This window comes from Antarctobacter sp. (assembly GCF_034670325.1).
Taxonomy (GTDB): Bacteria; Pseudomonadota; Alphaproteobacteria; order Rhodobacterales; family Rhodobacteraceae; genus Antarctobacter.
Genome location: NZ_JAXMNR010000004.1, coordinates 511,307 through 532,060 on the forward strand (window position 1 = coordinate 511,307; position 20,754 = coordinate 532,060).

At 61.5% G+C, this 20,754-nt stretch carries 20 protein-coding genes; 9 read left to right on the top strand and 11 right to left on the bottom strand.

The window, feature by feature from the left end; genetic code table 11:
* Positions 1–26: 26 nt before the first annotated feature.
* Positions 27–707, bottom strand: coding sequence for a hypothetical protein (locus VOI21_RS13045; RefSeq protein WP_323770336.1), 681 nt, complete (start codon positions 705–707; stop codon positions 27–29).
* A 247-nt stretch (positions 708–954) separates the two neighbouring features.
* Here VOI21_RS13045 and VOI21_RS13050 point away from each other — a divergent pair, with 247 nt between their 5' ends.
* Together VOI21_RS13050 and VOI21_RS13055 are read left to right on the top strand one after the other, a co-directional pair.
* On the top strand, positions 955–1,758 hold the full coding sequence (locus VOI21_RS13050) for a DUF2189 domain-containing protein (RefSeq protein WP_323770337.1): 804 nt from the start codon (positions 955–957) through the stop codon (positions 1,756–1,758).
* 129 nt (positions 1,759–1,887) lie between these two features.
* Complete coding sequence (locus tag VOI21_RS13055) at positions 1,888–2,292, top strand: c-type cytochrome (RefSeq protein ID WP_323770338.1); 405 nt, start codon at positions 1,888–1,890, stop codon at positions 2,290–2,292.
* A 22-nt stretch (positions 2,293–2,314) separates the two neighbouring features.
* On the opposite strand, the gene VOI21_RS13060 is transcribed toward VOI21_RS13055, so the two are convergent.
* From VOI21_RS13060 to VOI21_RS13070, 3 genes are all read right to left on the bottom strand, one after another.
* The gene (locus tag VOI21_RS13060; protein WP_323770339.1) at positions 2,315–2,527 is read right to left on the bottom strand and encodes a hypothetical protein; all 213 of its coding nucleotides are present in this window, start codon (positions 2,525–2,527) and stop codon (positions 2,315–2,317) included.
* A complete protein-coding gene (locus VOI21_RS13065; RefSeq protein WP_323770340.1) occupies positions 2,524–3,684 on the bottom strand; it encodes an aromatic ring-hydroxylating dioxygenase subunit alpha in 1,161 nt (386 codons plus the stop codon). The genes VOI21_RS13060 and VOI21_RS13065 overlap by 4 nt, the downstream gene beginning before the upstream one ends.
* A 119-nt stretch (positions 3,685–3,803) precedes the next feature.
* Entirely contained in the window at positions 3,804–4,628 is an 825-nt protein-coding gene (locus tag VOI21_RS13070; protein WP_323770342.1) for a helix-turn-helix transcriptional regulator, read from the bottom strand.
* Between the two features lie 222 nt (positions 4,629–4,850).
* Between VOI21_RS13070 and VOI21_RS13075 the strand changes: the two genes are divergently transcribed.
* Entirely contained in the window at positions 4,851–5,171 is a 321-nt protein-coding gene (locus VOI21_RS13075; RefSeq protein ID WP_323770343.1) for a hypothetical protein, read from the top strand.
* Between the two features lie 93 nt (positions 5,172–5,264).
* Here VOI21_RS13075 and ilvN read toward each other — a convergent pair whose 3' ends face one another.
* On the bottom strand, positions 5,265–5,825 hold the full coding sequence (ilvN, locus tag VOI21_RS13080; RefSeq protein ID WP_323770344.1) for an acetolactate synthase small subunit: 561 nt from the start codon (positions 5,823–5,825) through the stop codon (positions 5,265–5,267).
* A 191-nt stretch (positions 5,826–6,016) separates the two neighbouring features.
* Between ilvN and VOI21_RS13085 the strand changes: the two genes are divergently transcribed.
* The gene (locus VOI21_RS13085; protein WP_323770345.1) at positions 6,017–8,044 is read left to right on the top strand and encodes a hybrid sensor histidine kinase/response regulator; all 2,028 of its coding nucleotides are present in this window, start codon (positions 6,017–6,019) and stop codon (positions 8,042–8,044) included.
* Between the two features lie 9 nt (positions 8,045–8,053).
* Here VOI21_RS13085 and VOI21_RS13090 read toward each other — a convergent pair whose 3' ends face one another.
* The 3 genes from VOI21_RS13090 to VOI21_RS13100 form a co-directional block, all read right to left on the bottom strand.
* Complete coding sequence (locus VOI21_RS13090) at positions 8,054–9,016, bottom strand: acyltransferase (RefSeq protein WP_323770346.1); 963 nt, start codon at positions 9,014–9,016, stop codon at positions 8,054–8,056.
* 8 nt (positions 9,017–9,024) lie between these two features.
* Positions 9,025–10,095: a hypothetical protein gene (locus VOI21_RS13095; protein WP_323770347.1), complete on the bottom strand. Its 1,071-nt coding sequence runs from the start codon at positions 10,093–10,095 to the stop codon at positions 9,025–9,027.
* Between the two features lie 98 nt (positions 10,096–10,193).
* Positions 10,194–11,948, bottom strand: a complete 1,755-nt coding sequence (locus VOI21_RS13100) for an acetolactate synthase 3 large subunit (RefSeq protein WP_323770348.1) — start codon at positions 11,946–11,948, stop codon at positions 10,194–10,196.
* 640 nt (positions 11,949–12,588) lie between these two features.
* Between VOI21_RS13100 and VOI21_RS13105 the strand changes: the two genes are divergently transcribed.
* A complete protein-coding gene (locus tag VOI21_RS13105) occupies positions 12,589–12,798 on the top strand; it encodes a hypothetical protein (RefSeq protein WP_323770349.1) in 210 nt (69 codons plus the stop codon).
* Between the two features lie 33 nt (positions 12,799–12,831).
* Here the strand turns inward: VOI21_RS13105 and VOI21_RS13110 are convergent, their stop codons facing one another.
* Genes VOI21_RS13110 through VOI21_RS13120 form a run of 3 tightly spaced genes read right to left on the bottom strand, consistent with a single transcriptional unit; the run spans position 12,832 to position 15,176 of the window.
* Positions 12,832–13,476, bottom strand: a complete 645-nt coding sequence (locus VOI21_RS13110) for a response regulator transcription factor (RefSeq protein WP_323770350.1) — start codon at positions 13,474–13,476, stop codon at positions 12,832–12,834.
* Positions 13,473–14,891, bottom strand: a complete 1,419-nt coding sequence (locus tag VOI21_RS13115) for a cache domain-containing protein (protein ID WP_323770351.1) — start codon at positions 14,889–14,891, stop codon at positions 13,473–13,475. Before VOI21_RS13115 ends, VOI21_RS13110 begins: the two co-directional genes overlap by 4 nt.
* A gap of 39 nt (positions 14,892–14,930) precedes the next feature.
* A complete protein-coding gene (locus tag VOI21_RS13120) occupies positions 14,931–15,176 on the bottom strand; it encodes a DUF6552 family protein (protein WP_323770352.1) in 246 nt (81 codons plus the stop codon).
* A 146-nt stretch (positions 15,177–15,322) separates the two neighbouring features.
* Between VOI21_RS13120 and VOI21_RS13125 the strand changes: the two genes are divergently transcribed.
* The 4 genes from VOI21_RS13125 to VOI21_RS13140 form a co-directional block, all read left to right on the top strand.
* On the top strand, positions 15,323–16,198 hold the full coding sequence (locus tag VOI21_RS13125; RefSeq protein ID WP_323770353.1) for a LysR substrate-binding domain-containing protein: 876 nt from the start codon (positions 15,323–15,325) through the stop codon (positions 16,196–16,198).
* Positions 16,199–16,386: 188 nt separating this feature from the next.
* On the top strand, positions 16,387–17,475 hold the full coding sequence (locus VOI21_RS13130) for a TRAP transporter substrate-binding protein (protein WP_323770354.1): 1,089 nt from the start codon (positions 16,387–16,389) through the stop codon (positions 17,473–17,475).
* A 114-nt stretch (positions 17,476–17,589) separates the two neighbouring features.
* Positions 17,590–18,549 carry a TRAP transporter small permease subunit gene (locus VOI21_RS13135; RefSeq protein ID WP_323770355.1) on the top strand — a complete coding sequence of 320 codons (960 nt, stop codon included), beginning with the start codon at positions 17,590–17,592 and terminating at the stop codon, positions 18,547–18,549.
* 15 nt (positions 18,550–18,564) lie between these two features.
* On the top strand, positions 18,565–20,754 hold a 2,190-nt coding region (locus tag VOI21_RS13140), incomplete at its 3' end, for a TRAP transporter large permease subunit (RefSeq protein ID WP_323770356.1).

A 20,754-nucleotide genomic window follows, 5' to 3' on the forward strand; every position in this document is an offset into this window, starting at 1 on the left:
TGTTCCATCGCGGAGCGGCGCGCGGCTCACTGGATCGCGGCCACCAGATGCGCGCGGTTGCCATTGCTTGCGCGCTTGATGAACCAGGATTGTCCCAACCGGCGGCAGATACGGACATTGGTCTTTTCGGCTACGAAGAAGGCCAGAAAGTCCCGTTGCAGATCGAGGGTCAGGAACCAGTCGCCCAGTTCGCTGCACCGATCGGGGTCCGCTTGGGGCAGTTTGGCGATCTCGTCGGCGGTGAGATCCTGAAACAGCGTGCTGTGGACGCTGATGCCGTTGCGCGAGACGGGCGTCACGCCAATCCCGTCAGGCGTGCCGTCGACGACAGGCGGATCGGCCTTGGCGACGTCCACCTCAGGGGGGACGGCCTCTGGCAGATCGATTTCGGGCGGATCGATTTCGGGCGACACGATTTCGGGTGGGTCGTCCTTGGGTACCTCGACGGTGGGTTCGGGGAGGTCGACAGCGTCCAGCGCCGCAACCCGGTCGCGGGTTGTGTCCAGCAGATCGCCGGAACCGTCCGGCGGCTCACTCACCTCTGCCCCACGATTTTTCAGGTCCAGTTCAATTTCGGCCACGGCAATCAGAATGTCGGCCATCAGTTGTTCGGCGGGATTGATGTCACCGGGGCCGTCCTGAGCGGCGGCCGCCTGCGCCATCAGCAGTCCGGCAAAGGCGATTGGCAAGCAGCGACAAGGGAACATGACAGGGACCTCAAATACCACGGACCTAAAAATGGTCTTTGAAATGTAGTCAATCGCGCGGCAAACGCCAAGGCTCGGCCTGCGCGTGTTCGGGTCGTGATATCCGTACTTTGGCAGAGCCGCCCGTTGCGGCAGGCGGCCGGGGGCCGCGCGCGGGTCTGCGCGGGTTTACGGGGGCGGTTGACGCCGGTCATTCACATGCCCTTTACTGAATGCAGAGCGATGGGCTGAGCGTGGGAGGAAAGCCGTGCCTGATACCCCCAAACCCGGTGTGCCGGAGTTGGGTCCGGTCGATGCGGGCCTGCTGAAAGAGGCGTTGCGGCGCGGCTGGCGCGACTTCAGGCGCGCGCCGGGGTTTGCCCTGCTGTTCGCACTGGTCTACGTGCTGGGCGGCTGGTTTATGGCCTGGATCACCTGGATCACCGGACAAAGCTATTGGCTGGTCTTTGCCGCCATCGGCTTTCCCCTGATTGCGCCCTTTGCGGCGGTGGGGTTTTACGATGTGAGCCGCCGGATCGAACAGGACCGCCCGCTGGACTGGATGCAGATCCTTGGGGTGGTCAAGCGTGAGTCCGGGCGTCAGTTGCCGTGGCTGGGCGCGATCATCCTTGTCGTCTTTCTGTTCTGGTTCTTTCTGGCGCATATGATCTTTGCGCTGTTTCTGGGGCTGTCGACGATGACCAATGTGTCCAGCTCACTGGACATCTATTTCACCCCGAACGGTCTGACGATGCTGGCGGTGGGCACGGCGGTGGGCGCGATTTTCTCTGCGCTGTTGTACATGATCACCGTGCTGTCGCTGCCGATGCTGCTGGACCGGGAGATCGACTTCGTGACCGGGATGATCACGTCCTTTTCCTACGTGCAGGCGCACCCTGTGCCGATGTTGGGCTGGGCGGTCTTTATTGCGGTGGTGACGCTGGTGTCGATGCTGCCCGGGTTTCTGGGGCTGTTCATCTCGCTGCCATTGTTGGGTCATGCGACGTGGCATCTGTATGACATGGTGGCCTATGGCCAGAGCCATGACGCCGGGGCGCATGTGGCCGCCTGACTGACACTCCGGGCAGGTGGCGGCCCGTTGACCTGCGTCAACGCATTTTCGCATTCCATTCGGTATATGTATCTTGCCCCGCCCGGGAGGAGCGGCGCGGGGCGGGCAACAACGTATCAGGAGGGGAAAATGAGAAAACTGTCCACAGCACTGACCCTGCTCGGCGCCACCACGCTGGCGGTCGGGATGGCTCAGGCCCAGAACGCCGAGGTCGGCGCCTCGTATTTCGGCCAGTATTGCGCCACGTGCCACGGCATGGACGCCAAGGGTGACGGCCCGATGACGCAGATGATGACGGTCATGGTGCCCGATCTGACCTTGCTGAGCGCTGACGCCGATGGAAAGTTCCCGATGCTCGACGTGATCCACATTATCGACGGTCGCACCGGTTTGCGCGCCCATGGCGGGCCGATGCCGGTTTACGGTGCCGTCTTTCGGTCCGAAAGCGGCGGTGACACCTCGGACGCTGATGTCCTCTTTGGTCTCGGTAAGGTTCTGTCGATCGCCTACTATCTGGAATCGGTCCAGCAATAACCCGGCCCGGAGGGCGCCGGGGTCAGGCCTCGCGCCCTTCGGCCTTGAGCCGGGCGTGCAGCCCCGCAGCACGGGCATCGCCCAGTTCCAGCGCAAAGACATAGGCGTGGGTCAGGTAGAAACAGGCGGCGTCAAGGTCGTTCACCGTCTCGGCCGCCTGCGCGTAAAGGGCCACCAGCGCCGCGCGGTCATCCCGCGCGTGCGCCTCATGCAGCCTGTCGTCGAGCTGTTTCACTCTGCCGCCCGGGCCATGTCGCGGCAGGCCTGTACCTGCGCGGCCACCCAGTCGTGAAAGCAATGGGTCGGGCTGTCCATCGCGGGTGAAAAGCGCCCGCCGTCAAAGCCGCTGGCGTGGCGGCCCCGTTGCATCCCCTCGACGACAAAGATGTCTTCCTCGAAGACCGTCTTCCACAGTTGCGTATTGCGCTGGCGCAGGCCGCTGTCGGTCTTGGGTTGCGCATAGTAGAGGTGGATATGTTCGACCGTCTTGCCGGTGCCTTCGGGCAAAAGGACGATGGCAAAGGAGTGGTCGCGGTGAACGCCGAACAGGACGTTTGGATAGACCGCGATGTACTCGGCGGCGGTGTCCCATTTGTCAGAGATACCGTCGAAGTCCGGGAAAGGATCGCCGTTCTCATTGGTGACCTGGCGGTAGACTTCGGTGCCCTGACCGGAAAAGTGGCCCGGCTGTTCGATGTTGTAGTGATCTTCCAGCCGCGAGTAAGAGTTCAGGCCGGGATGGACCCACGGCAGGTGATAGCTCTCACAGTAGTTTTCGACCGCGAGTTTCCAGTTGGTCGCAACCTCCAGCGTAATCGTGCTGTCCGATCCGCCGTGAAATAGCGGTTTCTCGAACTCGGCCCAGCGGGTCATGACCTCACCCATGGCCTCTTCGAATGGGGCGGCATCGCCCGAGACGTTGATCCAGACCACATCGCGCCAGATGTGGCTGCGCACCTCGATCAGGCCAAGGGTGGCGCGGTCGATGGCATCATGGGTGTTGTGTCCGGGGCCGCCGACATGGGGTGTGCTGACAAGACGACCGTCGGTGCCGTAGCACCACGAATGATAGGGGCAGCGGATCGCGCCCTCGATCTTGCGGGGTTCTTCGACAAGGATCATGCCCCGGTGGCGGCAGATGTTCTGAAAGACCCGCACAGCGCCATCCCGACCGCGCAGCAGCAAGAGCGGCATGCCGAGAAAGGTGATCGGCTTGGCATCGCCTTCTTCGGGGACATCGGCGGTGACGGCAAGCCCGGACCACTGGCGGAACAGGACCGCCTCGCGTTCCTCGGCAAAGACTTCGGGGTCGATGTAGTGGGCGTTCGGCAGGCCGTTGGCCTGAGCGACGGGGCGACGGACGCTGGCAAGATCGGTCGGAGGAAGGGTCATCGGGGCGGGCCTTCTGCTGACGTGGGACAGTATCCCGGTTAGACGCAGAAAGCGGACTTGAACCGATCAAACCCGACACAGTTTGTATCACAGCGACCGCAGGCCGGTTGAGCCGGGTGTTACACGAAGGGTTCGGACGGTTTGAGAAGATTGCGCTGATAGGCCAGCAAATCGCCCTCGGCACAAAAGCCTGCGCTGCGGGCGGCGGGCAGGACATGGGCCATGTCCTTGCCCAGGTATTCATAGACCAGCCGTTCAACCCGGCGCCCGGCGACGTTCTCGCGCACGGTGCGGGTAACGTATCCGACCCAGAAGTTGTTTTCGAACGACGGAATCCGCGCGAGGAAGTTGAAAGAGGTCGTGGTCGCCCCCCGGCGGCTGACAAGGGCGGCGATGCCGTCCTCTTGCGGCATGACCGCGCCGCGGAACTCACGCGTCGAGGGATCGCTGGGCAAGCCCTGCTGGCGCATGGCGTCCTTGGCCTCGAACCCCTTGAGGAAGGTGCCGTCGCGGCTGCGGAACACGTAGATCAGGCCGCGCACAAACATGTGCTCATCCAGAAAGCTGCGGCGGGCAAAGCGGTAGAAACCGCTGGGAAACTCTTCTTCGCTGACCGGGCGCATCGCATTGCCAAGATAGTCCGAGATCGCCGGGTTGTTCAGAACGCCGGCATCGTTGTTGGCGATGTCCTGGACGGATTCCAAAAGGATGCGCGCGTCGACCTGAAAGTATGAGCAAATGCGATGCAGGACGTCGGGGCGTGGAAAACTTTCACCGGCGAGATAGCGGTTGAATTGGGTCCGGTTGATCCCAAGATCTCGGCAGAGCGCGGAAATCGACGGTGCGCGTTGTGACAACTGGCGCAGATTGGCACCGAGCATACTGCGTAACTCGGCCGGTGCCGGACCGCGCGTGTTCGAGTTTGTGGCAGGCTTTACCGACATGATGTCCCAGTCCTGGCTTGTAGCGCCTTTAAGTTGCAGGATTTTCGCGCGCTTGTCCCCTGTTACATCGATGCATGATGCTACTTGGCGTCATGTGTGATGCTATTTGGCGGCAAAGTTGACTGGTCACGCCACAAAAATCAAGACGAAGACACGGAAAATTACCTATTGCGGTCGAAAGGTTTCGTTCACCTTCATCTTACAAACATCAGTAGGTGTAACATGCAGGATCAGATGCTAGGCGTTGTTTTGTGGGCGGATGTCGATGACCGCAATGCCGTGATCTGGTGCGAAGATCACGGAAACCTTGCGTATTACACGGCTGCGGAGCAGAGCGTGCACGAGGGGATCGATCTGGATGCGGGTGACCTGATCCAATTCGATCTGCGTGAGGATCGCGATGTCCGCCGGGCGCGAAATCTGCGCCGTGTGGATGCGGGCTATGCTCCGACCATCGTGCGCGAGTTGCGCAACCGCGGTCCAAGGGGCAGCAGTACGGCCGACAACGTCGTGAGCTTTCCAGAGGCGCGCCGCGCCGGTTAAGTGGTCTTCGCCAGATAGGTCTATTAAACAAATTTTGGCGCGATACCCGGTCGTGGGTGTCGCGCCAAAATTTTGTTTTTGGTCGTCAGTCTATTAGACGCCGCGCGCCAGAGCAGCGACGCCCGTGCGGGCAACCTCGGCCAATCCAAGCGGGCGCATGAGATCGGCAAAGGCGTCGATCTTGTCCGGGGTTCCGGTGAGCTGGAACACAAAGCTTTCCAGCGTCGAGTCCACCACATTGGCGCGGAAGATATCCGCCAGACGCAGCGCCTCGACCCGTTTGTCGCCGGTGCCGTTGACTTTGAAAAGCGCCAGTTCCCGTTCGACCGATTTGCCCTCGACCGTGAGGTCATGCACCTCGTGGACAGGCACGATGCGGCCAAGCTGGGCCTTGATCTGTTCGATCACCTGCGGCGTGCCGGTGGTGACGATGGTGATGCGGCTGAGGTGTCCCTGATGGTCGACCTCGGCCACGGTCAGGCTGTCGATGTTGTACCCACGGCCCGCGAACAGTCCGATGACCCGCGCCAATACACCCGGTTCGTTCTCTACCAGCACCGCAAGGGTGTGTGTCTCCTGCACATCCGAAAAATTGGGGCGGAGGTTATAGGCAGAGTGCTTGCTCGAACCTTTCTTGATCTTCAGTGCTGACATCGCCGGGCCTTTCTGAGGGGTGCCGACCCACAAGACGCGGGCCGCGTGGGAAGTTAGCCAAGATTGCGGGAATTGGCCAGCGGGCAGAGCGATGAAAACGGGCAAACAGAGGGATTTAATGGCATGTCAATAGTTTCCCTCTAGGCCGGTGCCATTGCATTGCGTTCGTTTCCGGGGATCAGATGCCACTTATGTCCGAGAGGGAAAAAGACGCCAGAATCTGGGCGGATGTCATTCACCTCATGCCGGCATGGACATGGGAGGCGGATGCCGATTACCGGCTGAGCTATGTCAACATCCGCCATTCCGGCCTGCAACTGTCCGCACAGCAGTTGAACGGGTTGTATATTCTGGATCAGGGCAACACGATCGGCGATGAGGCCGGACTGGATCGTCTGATGGACGCGCTGCGCGATCAGCGTGAGGTGCGCGGCCTCAGCTATGAACGCATCATGGTTAACGGAAGTCGCGCGGTCCTGATGGACAGCGCTGTGCCGATCTGGTCAGAGGACGGCGAATTTGCCGGGTATCGCGGGATTACGCTGAACATCAGCGCGGTCATGCGAAAGGCCGATGTGACGGATTCTCTGGTGGCCGGACTGAACAAACGGACCGCTGTTCTGGAACAAAGCCTGATCGACAAGGCCAATGAACTGTCGGAAACCAACCACCTGCTGACCGAGATCGTTCAGGGCATGGGAGAGGGGTTGCTGGTGACGTCGGGGACGCAACTCGACGATCCCGAAAACCGAATCGTACAGGTAAACCCTGCGTATCTACAGTTGTTTGGACTGCAGCCGGAGGATGTGCCCAACGGCGTGTCGGTCCGCGACCACCTTGCCTTGCTCGTCGAGAGGAACAAGGCCCCGAACGATCCTTCGTCCCACAGCGATGTCCAGAACGCGCTGTTCGAAGGGCGCAAGGTGCTGATGGAGATACCCGACTCCGGGCGGAGTTTTCTGATGCAGGCCTCGTCGCGCCCGCCGCTGGGCAACGTGATCGTCCACACGGATATCACCGATCTGCGCAATCAAAACGCTGAACTGCGCGCCGCGCGGGACGCCGCCAATGTCGCCAATGAGGCGAAGTCATCGTTTCTTGCCAATATGAGCCATGAAATCCGCACCCCGATGAACGGGATCGTGGGCATGGCGGACCTGCTGACCGAAACCGACCTTGGCCCGGAACAGGCAAGTTACGTGGCCACCATCCGGGGGGCGGCGCTGGCGTTGACCTCGCTGATTTCCGACATCCTCGATTTCTCCAAGGTTGAAGCCGGACATCTGGAACTGGAAACGGCGGCGTTTGAGATCACGCGCCTTGTGGATGAAATCAGTGATCTGTTGTCGCCGCTGGCGGCGCAAAAGGGGCTGTCGCTGCAGTGCATTATTGATGCGGATGTGCCTCATCTGGTCGAGGGTGACGCCCTGCGCATCCGGCAGGTGCTGATGAACCTGATGGGCAATGCGATCAAGTTCACGCTGGCCGGAGAAGTGATTTTGCACCTGTCGCGCAAGACCTCGTGCGGGAATGAAATTCGGTTCACCCTGACCGACAGCGGGATCGGCATCCCTGCGGATCGGCTGGCGGTGATTTTCGATCCGTTCGAACAGGTCCACAAAGGGCACGAGCGCCAGTTTGAGGGCACCGGCCTTGGCCTGTCGATCTGCAAGCGGCTGGTCTCTGCGATGGGTGGCACGATCACTGCCACGTCAGAGGCGGGTCGCGGAACCACCTTTACCGTGGATTTGCCGCTGCCGACGGTGGCCTTTGCCGCGCCGGACGCCGCGCCGATCTCGGCCGAGGATATGCGTCTGGACGGGTTGAGCGTTCTGGTCGTCGAGGACAATCGCACCAATCAGGCGGTGGCGCAGAAAATGCTGGAACGGCGGGGGGCGAAGGTGGTGCTGGCGGACAATGGCCGCCGCGCGCTGGACCTATACGATCCCAATCGCTTTGGCCTTGTGCTTATGGATCTGTCGATGCCCGAGATGAGCGGGCTGGAGGCGACACGGCTGATCCGCGACCGTGAGCGGCAGCGTGGCTGGCCGCATCGTCCGATCATCGCGTTGACGGGCAACGCCTTTGACCGGGACCGCGTTGCGGCCGCAGAGGCGGGAATGGATGGCTTTCTGAGCAAACCTGTGCGCCGCGATGCGCTTTTGCTGACCATCGCCACGCATATCACCGCGGCGTCTGACCGGGCGGCGGCCTCGTGACGCGCGGTCTCAGAACCCCAGAACGCGGGGGGAGGCGACGGCGCGCACCGCGTAATACAACGCAACCGGACCGATCAGTCCTGCGACCGTGCCAAGCGCCAGATGCAGCATCGGATCATCGGTGACTTTGAACAGACCGATGCGCGTGGCAGCGGTGAACAGTGTGTGCGCCAAATAGATCGGCATCGAAAGCTGGCCCAGTCGCACCAGCAGTTGCCCCAAAGCGCCGAAGCGGGCGTTCAGCATCACCACAAAGCAAAGCGACAGCGCGGCGGCAACGACCTGAAAGGCCAGAACGCTTTCAGGCAGGGCAAAGCTGACGATCTGGACCAGCGCAAAGACCGAAAGCGCCTTGAGCCCGGCGGAAGGGCCAGAGGGCAGGGGACCCGCCCGCGCCAGCCAGACGCCCAGACAGAACAGCCCCAGATGCAGCGCGGCGTTGACCGTCAGCGGACCCAGCGGCAAACCGGGCAGCGACACGACCGCCGCAGCCCCGACCGCCAGTGCCAGCCACACCCATGTGGGCCGCGCCCGCGCGCCGGGCACGGCGATCAAAAGGGCCAGCATCTGGATCAGGAACAGCGCCCAGAGAAACCACAGGTGATCCCGTGGCGGCAGCGGCCAGCCAATAAGATCGGACAGCGCCTCGGGGTTGTTGATCGCCCCGCCCGCAAGATAGCGGAAACCGGCAAAGATGTAGGTCCACAGCAAGAGCGGCCAGAGCAGGCGCAGCGCCTTGTCGCGCGCGCCGCGCGACAGTGGCTTTCGCCGTGCGGATGCCTCGAACGTGACGCCCGACAGCAGAAAAAACAGCGGCATGTGGAAATTGTAGATCAGCTTTTCGACCGTGTGGAAAAGCCTGTCGGCGGGCAAAAGCCCCGCCGCCTGCGCCCCCAGCCACGCGTGGCCGAAGACAACCAGTACGATGCCCAGCCCCTTGGCCCGGTCGAGCCACAAGAGGCGATCAGGCACTTGGGAGGTCACGGCAGGCACAGCTTTGGCAACAGATGGAAACCGTCGTGCGGCTGACTCAGGCGAAAGTTGAACCCGTCGGCGACCTGTGAAAACCAGCTGGACGTTGCATTCTGAAACCAGAATTCATCACGTTGCGCCAGTGTGCCGCTCTGGCTGTCGGGGAGAGTGAATTGCACGATTGACTGCATGAGGCCGTCGGGCTGGCGGGTGTGTGCGCCGCTTTGATATCGCAAAGAACCAAAATTCACGGTGGTCAGGGTTTGAAAGAAATGCGCAAGGTTGCCCTCTTGTTCCGATCCCCAGTTGGTTCCGTCCCACGTTACCTGCATCTTGAGATGCAGAACGCCCGCGCGATCGCAGAAGAATTCGTGGCGATACCGCGCTTGGCGTGAGCGGTGGGTGATCTCGACCACGCCGACGCCGTTTGCATAGCCGGTCAACCGCGCTTGGGCTGCTTGTGCGCCGGTGTCGATGCGCAGGTCGGTGACCTCATCGTCGGTCAGCAGGCGCATGTCTCGTGGCCCGGTTTTCAACCCAAGCACCAAAAGCTCGGCCGACACGCCCATTTCGGCCACATATTCCAGCAACAGCGCAGTGCGGCCCTGATCCGCGACCCTGACGGTCGGGTCTACTGTGGCCGGGCCCGCGTCGGGGCCATAGAACTGATGCACGCCGAGTGGCCCATGGGTCTGGTATCCGCGCATTTGACCGATGGTGTCGCTGCGGGCCACGCGAGTCTCGCCGCCGATGAAGGCGAAGACGCAGGCGGAGAGGCAGGCAGGCTTATCGGTTTCAAGAAAGAGATCGTGCAGACCGTAGTCGGTTCTGACGCCGGCTGTTTCCGCCACAACCGTTCCGGCACCGGACGCGCGGATCATACGGCCAAGCGCCAGTGCCGCACCCAGATTCCCGCCGGGTGAGTTCAGGTGGATGTTGACGCCTGACAGGTTGGTCAGCGCCTGCTCATCAAGAAAGGTTTGAAAGGCAGCAGGTATGTCAGCGGTGATGACACCCTGAGCGGCAATCCAAGTGCAGCTTATGCAGTTGCCGCCAGAGTAGCCGCGATGGAACGCCATTGGAGCGCCGAGATCAGGCCACCAATCGGGCTCTTGTTGTGCAAAGGCCGCCTCCGCAAATGCAAAGGCGGCCAGAATCGCGCAAGCGATTCGCAGGATCACACGAGCACCGCGCCCTTTGAGCCGATGGCGTCCTTGGTCGAGGCATCGCCCAACAGCATCTTGTTGTGCGGCGCGCCCGAGGGGATCATCGGGAAGCAGTTTTCGTGCTTCTCGACAAGGCAATCGAAGATCACCGGTCCGTCATAGTCGAGCATCTCCATGATCGCGTCATCGAGATCGGCGGGGTCCTTGCAGAGGATGCCCTTGGCGCCAAACGCCTCTGCCAGCTTGACGAAATCGGGCAGCGCTTCGGACCAGGATTGCGAATACCGCTCACCGTGGAGCAATTCCTGCCATTGGCGCACCATGCCCAGACGTTCGTTGTTCAGGATGAACTGCTTGACCGGCAGACGGTACTGCACCGCGGTGCCCATCTCCTGCATGTTCATCAGCCACGAGGCCTCACCGGCGACGTTGATCACCAGCGAGTCCGGGTGCGCGATCTGCACGCCGATCGACGCGGGCGTGCCGTATCCCATGGTTCCAAGGCCGCCGGAGGTCATCCAGCGGTTGGGGTCCTCAAAGCCAAGATACTGAGCGGCCCACATCTGGTGCTGACCGACCTCGGTGCAGATATAGCGATCTCGGTCCTTGGTCAGCGCCTCAAGCCGCGCCAGCGCGTGCTGCGGCCTGATGGTGCCTTCGGAGGGTTTGTACTTTAGGCAATCGACCTTTTTCCACTCTTCGATCTGCTTCCACCAGCGGGCAATCGCCTCGCGGTTGACCTTGCGGCCCCGTGCTTTCCAGAGGTTCAGCACGTCTTCGAGAACATGGCCCACGTCACCGACAACCGGGAAATCGGTTTTGATCACCTTGTTGATCGACGACGGGTCGATATCGATGTGCGCCTTGCGCGAGTTGGGGCTGAAGGCATCGATTCGGCCGGTGATCCGGTCGTCAAACCGCGCGCCGACGTTGATCATCAGATCGCAGCCGTGCATCACAAGATTTGCCTCATACAGACCGTGCATGCCCAACATGCCCAGCCAATTCTTGCCCGAGGCGGGGTAAGCACCCAGCCCCATCAGCGTCGAGGTGATCGGAAAGCCCGTCGCCTCGACGATTTCGCGCAAAAGCTGGCTGGCGGCGGGGCCAGAGTTGATCACGCCGCCGCCGGTGTAGAACACCGGGCGTTCGGCCATCTCGATCGCCTCGACCAGATGTTCGATCATCTGCATGTCGCCCTTGACCTGCGGCTGATAGTGGCTGGTCGCGGCCTTGGGGATGCCCTGATACTGCGAGCTGGCAAACTGGACGTCCTTGGGAATGTCCACCAGCACCGGACCGGGACGGCCCGAGGTGGCGACGTGGAACGCCTCATGGATTGTGGACGACAGCCGCGCGGTGTCCTTCACCAGCCAGTTGTGCTTGGTGCAGGGGCGGGTGATGCCGACGGTATCGGCCTCCTGAAAGGCATCAGAGCCAATCATGAAGGTCGGGACCTGCCCGGTCAGCACGACAATCGGGATCGAGTCCATCAACGCATCGGTCAGGCCGGTCACCGCGTTGGTGGCACCGGGACCGGAGGTCACAAGAACGACACCGGGTTTGCCGGTGGAGCGGGCATAGCCCTCTGCCGCGTGAACCGCGCCCTGTTCATGGCGAACAAGGATGTGGCGGATATCGTTTTGCTGAAACACCTCATCGTAAATCGGTAGTACAGCGCCGCCAGGGTAGCCGAATACCGTGTCCACGCCCTGGTCCTTGAGGGCCTGAACCACCATTTTCGCTCCGGTCATCTGACGTGTCATCGCATGTTCTCCGTTCACGACACTGAAATTCTGCGCACAAAAAAGCCCCCGAGGTTTATTCCGGGGGCGCATGGGGTCCTAATAGGGATTCCGTTACCGGCCCATGCGCCTTGCTCCTACAATTACCACTAGCGTGGTCATGCCCGAGGCTCCCTTGCATTGCGCGGGGACATTATGGCGCAAGGAACTAGGCGTCAACCTGTGAAGTGGGAGAAAGCAAATTTCGTTTCGATGCGGGCGGACTTTGCAAAAGTTGCCGGTGTCGATGATTTCCGCTTTCGGTCGCTGGCCATGCATATTTGATGTGCATTCATGCGCATATTGGCGATTGCAGCACCGGTTCCCGTTCTGGCATGAGTGAACGAAACAGTTCATTCTTTGTGAGACGCCTCATGCTACGGTCCAGGTCAATCCGAAATTTCTCTTTGTTCAAGGCGGCTTCGCTGACCGCGCTTATCCTTGTGGCGATGGGTCTTCAGGCCGGCAGCCATGCCTCTGGGGAGGATGCCCATGTCACGCGGGCACCGGTTCACTGGGGGCATTAAGGGTTTTGCAACATTCGCGCGCGGCATCGTGAGTTGCTCGGAGAGGCAACTTTCGCGATGCTGTGCATGAGTTCACAGGAGACGAGGAGATCGTCATGCCGAAAAATGTATTTTACCGCGATTTCACCCTCTGCAAGGCCGTGGCGCTTGTGGCGTTGATGGGTTTGGCCGTTGCTCTGGGCGGCGTGCCAAAGTCGTCCACAGCCTATGCCGGGGCAGATGTGCCAAAGGCAGAGGTCATTCCCGCGATGGTCTACAAGGCTTGGGAAGATTGCGTTCCGGTGGGGCCGATCGTCGACCTCTGACAAGGTCTTTGCCGCAGCGGCGCGCCTCTCATTTCAGAGGTTCGCGCCGGTGCCCTGCAAGACACCATGTTCCAGAGCATAGCGCATCAGTTCGGCGGTGCTGCTGACGCCCAGTTTGCGGCGGATGTTCTTGCGGTGCGTTTCGACCGTGCGCACCGAGATATCCAGCGCCTCGGCGACCTGCTTGTTCGATTTGCCCTGCGCCAGTTGCAACAACACCATCTGTTCGCGGTTGGTCAGTTGCTCACGTTCCTGCCCGGACGGGGTCAGCGCCCCTTCGGCTCCGGGGCATAGATACCGGTCCCCAGCCATCACCGTGTCTATGGCGCGCTTGATCTCATCTGTCGGCACATCCTTGAGCACATAGCCCCGCGCGCCGTGGCTGAGCGCGGTGGTGATGTATTCGCGCGAATCGTGCATCGACAGCACCAGAATGCGCGTCGCGGGCCGCAGTTCGAGGATCATCTCCGTCGCGGACAGCCCGCCCAGCCCCGGCATGTTCAGGTCCATCAGGATGACATCGGGCGACAGCTCTTCCAGCCGGTCGATCATGGTCTGGCCGTCTGACAGCGTGGCGAGCACGGTGATGTCATCATAGCTTTCAAGGATGGCCTCGATACCTTCGGCGACCATCGGGTGATCATCGACAACGACGACGCGGGTGGGACGAGGGTTCATGCGCGGACCTTGGATTGGGTGACGGTGCCGTCCTCGGGGGGCAGCAGATGGCTGAGCGGCACCTGTGCCTCGATAAGGGTCCCGTCGCGAGAGGACAAGATGCGCAGCGTACCGCCAAGCTGGTCCATCCGTTCCTGCATGTTGCGCAACCCGATGCCGGGAGAGGGCGTGCGCGCACCGCGCAACCCGATGCCATCATCGGCGATCTTCAGAGTGGCGCCAGCGCGGTGGCCGCGCAGGTCGATGCTGACACGGGTGGCGCTTGCGTGGCGTTCGACATTGGTCAGCGCCTCTTGGGCGATGCGGTAGAGGGCAATCTTGGCGTCCTGATCCAATCGGTTGCGAAAGACCACGGTCGAAAATTCGGTTTCGATCCCGGTGCGGGTGCGGAAGTCCTCGGCCAGCGTCTTGATCGCGGGGCCAAGCCCCAGATCGTCCAGGACGCCGGGCCGCAGGTCACGGCTGATGCGGCGCACCTCCTGAATGGCCAGCCCGAGGTTCTCGGTGCCTTTCGCCAGCGTGTCCGCCGCCCGTGCATCGCCCGAAGCGACGCGGCGGCGGGCCACATCCAGCGCGTAGCGCACGCCGACAAGGATTTGGCTGATCCCGTCGTGCAGTTCGCGCGCCACGCGACCGCGTTCTTCTTCTTGTGTGTCCAGCACCCGCTGTGTCAGTTCGCGCAGCTTGGCATCGGCCAGCCGCCGCTCGCGGATGTTCAGGACAAGGCCGGAGGCAAAGACCACCAGCAACGCCGCAAGGGTGATCGCGCCGATATATAGGAAGGTGCGCTGCACCTTTGCCTCGACCTCGGCGCGGGCTGCGGCGACGCTGGCCAGCACATCGTCGATAAAGACACCCGTGCCGACCGCCCAACGCCAGCTTGGAAACGAAGTGACATAGGTGATCATGCGGGCCTCTTCGCCGGTCGAGGGTTTGGGCCAGAGGTGTTCGACATACCCCGCGCCCTGGCGGGCGGTTGCGATGAACTCGCGCACCACATAGGTGCCTTCGCTGTCGGTCAGGTCCCAGTGATTGCCATTGATCAACTCTGTCTGACGCGGCGACACTAGGTTCTGGCCCTCGTAGTCGTAGACAAAGAAAAATCCCTCTTCGCCATAGATCATCGCGGCAAGGATCTGCATGACCTGCTCCTTGGCCGCCTCGTTGTCGGGGGCGGCGGAACCGTAGATGAAATAGAACCCGTTGCGCGCCTGCGTGACATAGTTGTGCAGTTCGCGTTTCTTGGTCTCCAGCATCTGCGCCTCAAGCTGGCGAATTTCCTGCTCGGCCATTGCGCGCGACTGTTCTGCCACCAGCAGTGCGATGGCCGAAACGGCGATGACCAAGGGGGCCGCCGCCAAAAGAAACAGCTTTTGGCGGTAGGACGGGCGAAAACGCTGGAGGATGCTGCGCATGGGCGCAGAAAAGCAGAGAGACCGCGTGTTGAAAAGACCTCAGCCGCGTGTGGCCAGCCCGGTCAGCATCGCGACCATCGCGACAAGGTGGATCAGGACGATGGCCCGGTCGCGCCACGCCATGCCAACCGCAAGCCAGCCAAGCAGGCCAACCGCAAAGAAGGGCAGGGCCCATGTGGTAAAGCCGAAGCCGGTCGCCGCGTAGCCGCCGATCTGCGCGATGGACGCGCCCCATTTGATGGTGTCAATCATCGCCCCGGCCTGACGGGGTGCGGTGGGAGTCATGGACTGTGTCGTGTCTCCGACACAGCCAGTTGCCATGTTTGCTACAGTCATTTTCCAACCTTGTTTATGCATATTTCCCCAAAATTATGCGGTATGATGGCATCCGAACAGGCCAGAACGACTGGTCCAAGACGATAGGAAAACGATTGGCTGAACGGCTGCCCCCACTGAATGCCCTGCGTGCCTTCGAGGCGGCGGGGCGGCATCTGAGCTTTGCTTCGGCGGCTCAGGAATTGCGGGTTACACAAGGAGCCGTGGCGCAGCATGTGCGCGGGATGGAGGCGCGGCTGGGCCTGCGCCTGTTTGAACGTCACGCGCGCGGGTTGCGCCTGACCGAAGACGGGCGGCGCTATCACGACCAGATCGCGCGGGCCTTTCGCCTGATGGAAAGCGCCACGCGGGATCTGCGCCCAAGCGGACGCAGCGTGACCATCTCTGTCACGCCGTCGTTTGCATCGAAATGGCTGATCCCGAACATGCCGGACTTTACCGCGCATCACCCGGGGATTGATCTGCGTGTCCTCGCGACAGAGGCTCTGTCCCAGTTTCGGGCGGATGGGGTCGACATCGCGGTACGGTATGGTGTGCCAAAGGCCGTGGCGGCGCTGGAGACGCGCACGTTGTTTGCTGGAGAGGCGATTGCCGTCTGCGCGCCTGACCTGTCGGGCGAGGGGTTGGACGGGCGCGCCCTGCTGCATCATTCGCTGGATATGTGGCCCGAGTTTCTGGAAACGGTCATGGGGCAAGCCAGACCCGAACATCTGCCGGGGCCACGTTTCAGCCAGATCACGCTTGCCATCGAGGCCGCCATGGCCGGGCAGGGCGTGGCGCTGGCCAGCCGGTTTCTTGTGGCGCGCGACATGCGGCTGGGGCGGTTGGTACAGGCCGTACCGGGGATGCTGGACACCGCACAAAAATACGTCGCACTTTGCCCGCGTGAGGATCTGGCCGACCCGGCGCGACGCACTGTGTTCGACTGGCTCTGCGCCGCGGCGGAACGCGAATCGCGTGACGTAACGTGAGGTTGGTCCTGCTTTGTGTCAGGCCGCGAAAAGGCACGACTTTATATGCCAGTTGGTAAAAAATTCTCTTCGCATCCGTAGCACTGGGTATTTCTTTGCGCGGAAGGCCGCCCTAGTGTGCCTCCACTAAAAATCGATCCGCGCGAGGTGGGGAGCCTTGCGCAGTACAAAAAACTGGGAGGTTTTCTATGGATCGCCGTTCTTTCCTTCGTAACTCGACTCTGGGTGCCGGTGCCGCCGCCGCTGCATCGACGCTGGCCGCTCCGGCCTATGCACAGGGCAAGCGGACCCTGACCATGGTCACCTCTTGGCCGCGCGGCTTTGCCGTTCTGGACGATGCCGCCAGCTATCTGGAGCAGATGGTCGGCGAAATGTCCGACGGTATGCTGACCATCGACAAAAAAGCCCCGGGCGAGCTGGTGGGTGCGCTGGAAGTGTTCGACGCCGTGTCGTCGGGGCAGGCGGACATGTACCACTCCGCAGACTACTATTTCATCAACAACCACCCCGGTTACGCCTATTTCACGGCCGTGCCCTTTGGCGGCACCGCGCAGGAAGTCACCAACTGGTACTATCACGGTGGCGGCGAAGAGCTGCATGACGAACTGGGCATGATCTTCAACATGAAGGGTCTTCTGGCGGGCAACTCCGGGTCGCAGTCCGGTGGCTGGTTCCGCAACGAGATCACCTCGGCAGACGATTTCAACGGTCTGAAGTTCCGTATGCCCGGTCTGGGCGGCAAGGTGCTGGGCGAACTGGGCGCATCGGTGCAGAACATCCCCGGCGGCGAACTCTATCAGGCGCTGTCGTCTGGTGCTCTGGACGGTCTGGAGTGGGTTGGCCCGATGGCCGACGAGCGCGCGGGCTTCCAGGAAGTGGCCAAGATCTACTATACCGCCGGTTTCCACGAGCCGGGTTCGGCTCTGGCCGCCAACGTCAACCTGGACGTGTGGAACGACCTGACCGCCCAACAGCAGCACATCCTACGTTACGCGTCGATGGCCACCACGCACTACCAGCTGGCCGAAACCCTTGCGAACAACGGTGCCGCGTTGGCGCGTCTGCAGTCGCAGGGCGTCAAGACGCTGCAATTCCCGGACGACGTCTGGGATGCCTTCGGTGCCGCGTCGAAGACCGTCATGGACGAGAACATGGGCGACGAACTGTTCGCCAAAATCCGCAACTCGTTCGAGACCAGCATGGCCAACTCGGCAAGCTGGATCGGCAAGTCGGACGCGTATTACGTCGAACAGCGCGTGCGCGTTCTGGGCGGCTGATCGTTCAGCTTTGAAAGCCGAAGCCCTCGCGCGTGACGCGGGGGCTTCTTTTCGTGCTACGTTTGGTGCCGATCAACCCGGGCCGGACGAATCCTGCGGGGTGTGGGGGGACAAATGGAAGAGACAGGGCCTGTCGGTTTCGGGCAATTCATGGGTGCGTTGGGGGACGGGATCGTCTGGATCCTGCAAAACCTCGCCATGGCGTTCTACAATCTGGGATATGCGGTGACGCATTCCGCCGACTGGCTGGGCTGGCTGGGCGGGATGGAGACGCTGGAAGACAAGCAGTCGATGATGCGCCTGGTCTACTACGGCGCATCGGTCGAGTTTTTCTTTGTGGCTTTCGTCTTTTTCCTGACGATCTTTGCCTTCGGGGTCTGGAAGAACACCTTTCTCTGGGGTGTCGTCCGGGTGCTGGAAGGCTTTGCCAACACCGTTGGCCGCTTTGCCGCCTGGGCCGGTCTGTTGATGGTGCTGCAACAGGTGGTCATCGTCTTTCTGCAACGGATTTTCACCCGGCCGGACATCGTGTTCGGCTTTGGCATCCCGCTGCAATTCGACATTTCGTGGTATGCCGAAGAACTGAAACTTTACAACGCGATGGTAGTCGCGCTGTGCCTGACCTACACCTTTGTGCAGGGTGGCCACGTGCGGGTTGACCTTGTCTACGCGGCGGTCTCGCACCGGGTCAAACGCGGTATCGACATGTTCGGCTCGCTCTTCTTCATGCTGCCGATGGCGGTGCTGATCTGGATGTTCACATGGACCTTCATGTGGCGGTCGATGATCGTGCCGCCGGTGAACGCGACCGATCAACTGGACCGGCTTGTGCTCAAGGCCCGCGCGCTGCGCTGGAACGTCGAGACCATCGGCTTTTCGCCCAACGGGTTCAACGGCTACTTCCTGTTCAAGATCCTGATGCTGATCATGGTCGGCATGATTTTTGTCCACGCTTGGGCCTTTTTCTACCGCTCTTACCTTGAGTGGATCGAAGGACCCGAAAGCGACGGCAAATATCTGGACAAAGACGTGATCGAGCAGGGCGAAGAGCCCTACGATCACGCAGAATTCTAAAGGGGCAGTGGGATAATGCTATTCGGACTGGACGGCGTCGAGATCGGCCTGATCATCGTCTTTCTCGCGCTCTTTTCGGCGATCCTTTCGGGTTTCCCGGTGGCCTTTGCCATCGGTGGCGCAGGGGTCATCTCTTTTGGTATCATCGCCGCGCTGGACAGCGCGGGTATCCTGATTCATCAGGCAATCGACACCTCGTCGGAACCCTATTCCGCGCTGCTCGCCTCGGGCGTGCCGGAAAAGGCCATCTCGATCTTCCGGTATCCTGATCTGCCACGCGTGGCGGCGGATTCGATCTTTCCCGCCGGGGACTACGAAGGCGCGATGAAACGCGTCATCGCGGGCATCACCAACCGTATCAACGAACGCGTCATTGCCGGTCAGTCCATCGAGACTCTGCTGGCGGTTCTGATGTTCGTCCTGATGGGCATCGTTCTGGAACGTTCCAAGATTGCCAACGATCTGCTGACCACAATGGCGCGGGTCTTTGGCCCGCTGCCCGGCGGTCTGGCCGTGTCGATTGTGGTTGTGGGGGCCTTTCTGGCGGCCTCGACCGGGATCGTCGGTGCGACCGTGGTGACGATGGGCTTGCTCGCGCTGCCGACGATGCTGCGCAATAACTACGCGCCGGAACTGGCAACGGGTGTGATCGCGGCCTCTGGCACGTTGGGGCAGATCATCCCACCGTCGATTGTTATCGTCCTTCTGGGAACGCTGGCCGGGGATCTCTACTCGGCGGCACAGGAATCGCGGGCGCAACTTGCGGGGTGTTCCGATGCGCTGACCTACCTTGGCAACCCGGCTGTGGTCTCTGTCGGGACGTTGTTCCAGGCGGCCTTGCTGCCGGGTATCCTGCTGGCGGTGCTCTACGCGCTCTATGCCTTTGGCTACGCCATGCTGAACCCGTCCAAGGCACCTGCCGTGGCCATGGGTGACGCAAACGGTGAACCGGTCACGCGCGGTGAGGCCTTTACATGGTACGTGGGGGTGCCCGTGGCGCTGATCGCAGGTGTCATGCTGCTGGCGCAGGTCGGGCTGGTCGGGACGCAGTCGACGCAGGTCGACAGCTTTACCGATACAGGTGAATCCGCGTCTTTGCGCACCAATGTGTCGGACCAGTGTAAGGCGTCGATGATCGACCTGCATGGGCAAAAGGCATGGGACACAGCCGTGGCCGAGCAGGCGGAAATCGACGCCGGGGGTGGCGCGCAAACAAGCACCCGCCTCTCCGCCGAAGAGATCACCACGCTGCGGGCAGAAACCATTGCCAATGCAGCGCCCGTGGGCACCGGCATCGCGATCCTCGCCATCATCTTTGGCCTGATCCTGTCGGTGGCGCGCGGCGTGTCGCCCTCTGCCAACCCTCTGCCGTTGCAGATCGGTGCGGCCGGGATCGTGTTGGGGCTGCTGGTCGATGTCTTCTTGCTGTCTCCGACCACCTCGTCGCTGACGACCGTGATCCTCATGGCGCTGCCTTGGGCGATCACGATTTACGGGTGCTTTTACGCCATGGGCCTCTTGTCCAAGAACGAGCTGTTGCGCGTGGTCTTCCCGCCGCTGGTTCTGATCGTGGCGGTGCTGGGGTCGATCCTTGGCGGTATCACCAACCCGACTCCCGCCGCAGCGCTGGGGGCGGCAGGGGCTATCATGCTGGCGGCCTATCGCAAGCTGTCAGAAGAAGACCGGAGCCCCAAGATTGTCATCTGGTCGACGCTGGCCGTTGTCCTGATGATCCTGACAGGCATCAACTTTGACCTGCGCATCAACACCGAAACCGTGTCCTTTGAAACATGGGTGGCGTTCTTCTTTGCCTATGTTTGCTGGCTCTACGCGCTTTTCGGTCTGCTGTTCAGCTGTTGGGTCCTGTTCCGGTCCGGGGTGCTGACGCCAGCGGTGCGGGAGACGGCCAAGGTGACCTCGATGGTGTTCACCATCCTGATCGCCTCGCAACTGTTGAACCTTGTGGTGATCTCGTTCGGGGGTGAGGAATACATCCAGCAGTTCCTGCGCAGCTTTGACGATCCGCGCACGGCCTTTATCATCGTGATGATCATCCTGTTTATCCTGGGCTTCGTTCTGGATTTCCTTGAGATCATCTACATCGTCGTGCCGATCGTGGGGCCGGTGATCTACGGCGCGCATTTCGATCCGAAATGGGTGACGATCATGATTGCGGTGAACCTGCAGACCTCGTTCCTGACGCCG

What these genes read in the sequence shown, in the direction of transcription:
- VOI21_RS13045 (WP_323770336.1), bottom strand. Translation starts at nt 707, where the DNA reads ATGTTCCCTTGTCGCTGCTTGCCAATCGCCTTTGCCGGACTGCTGATG.
- VOI21_RS13055 (WP_323770338.1), top strand. Translation starts at nt 1,888, where the DNA reads ATGAGAAAACTGTCCACAGCACTGACCCTGCTCGGCGCCACCACGCTG.
- VOI21_RS13065 (WP_323770340.1), bottom strand. Translation starts at nt 3,684, where the DNA reads ATGACCCTTCCTCCGACCGATCTTGCCAGCGTCCGTCGCCCCGTCGCT.
- VOI21_RS13070 (WP_323770342.1), bottom strand. Translation starts at nt 4,628, where the DNA reads ATGTCGGTAAAGCCTGCCACAAACTCGAACACGCGCGGTCCGGCACCG.
- VOI21_RS13075 (WP_323770343.1), top strand. Translation starts at nt 4,851, where the DNA reads ATGCAGGATCAGATGCTAGGCGTTGTTTTGTGGGCGGATGTCGATGAC.
- ilvN (WP_323770344.1), bottom strand. Translation starts at nt 5,825, where the DNA reads ATGTCAGCACTGAAGATCAAGAAAGGTTCGAGCAAGCACTCTGCCTAT.
- VOI21_RS13085 (WP_323770345.1), top strand. Translation starts at nt 6,017, where the DNA reads ATGTCCGAGAGGGAAAAAGACGCCAGAATCTGGGCGGATGTCATTCAC.
- VOI21_RS13095 (WP_323770347.1), bottom strand. Translation starts at nt 10,095, where the DNA reads ATGGCGTTCCATCGCGGCTACTCTGGCGGCAACTGCATAAGCTGCACT.
- VOI21_RS13100 (WP_323770348.1), bottom strand. Translation starts at nt 11,948, where the DNA reads ATGACACGTCAGATGACCGGAGCGAAAATGGTGGTTCAGGCCCTCAAG.
- VOI21_RS13105 (WP_323770349.1), top strand. Translation starts at nt 12,589, where the DNA reads ATGCCGAAAAATGTATTTTACCGCGATTTCACCCTCTGCAAGGCCGTG.
- VOI21_RS13110 (WP_323770350.1), bottom strand. Translation starts at nt 13,476, where the DNA reads ATGAACCCTCGTCCCACCCGCGTCGTCGTTGTCGATGATCACCCGATG.
- VOI21_RS13115 (WP_323770351.1), bottom strand. Translation starts at nt 14,891, where the DNA reads ATGCGCAGCATCCTCCAGCGTTTTCGCCCGTCCTACCGCCAAAAGCTG.
- VOI21_RS13120 (WP_323770352.1), bottom strand. Translation starts at nt 15,176, where the DNA reads ATGACTCCCACCGCACCCCGTCAGGCCGGGGCGATGATTGACACCATC.
- VOI21_RS13130 (WP_323770354.1), top strand. Translation starts at nt 16,387, where the DNA reads ATGGATCGCCGTTCTTTCCTTCGTAACTCGACTCTGGGTGCCGGTGCC.
- VOI21_RS13135 (WP_323770355.1), top strand. Translation starts at nt 17,590, where the DNA reads ATGGAAGAGACAGGGCCTGTCGGTTTCGGGCAATTCATGGGTGCGTTG.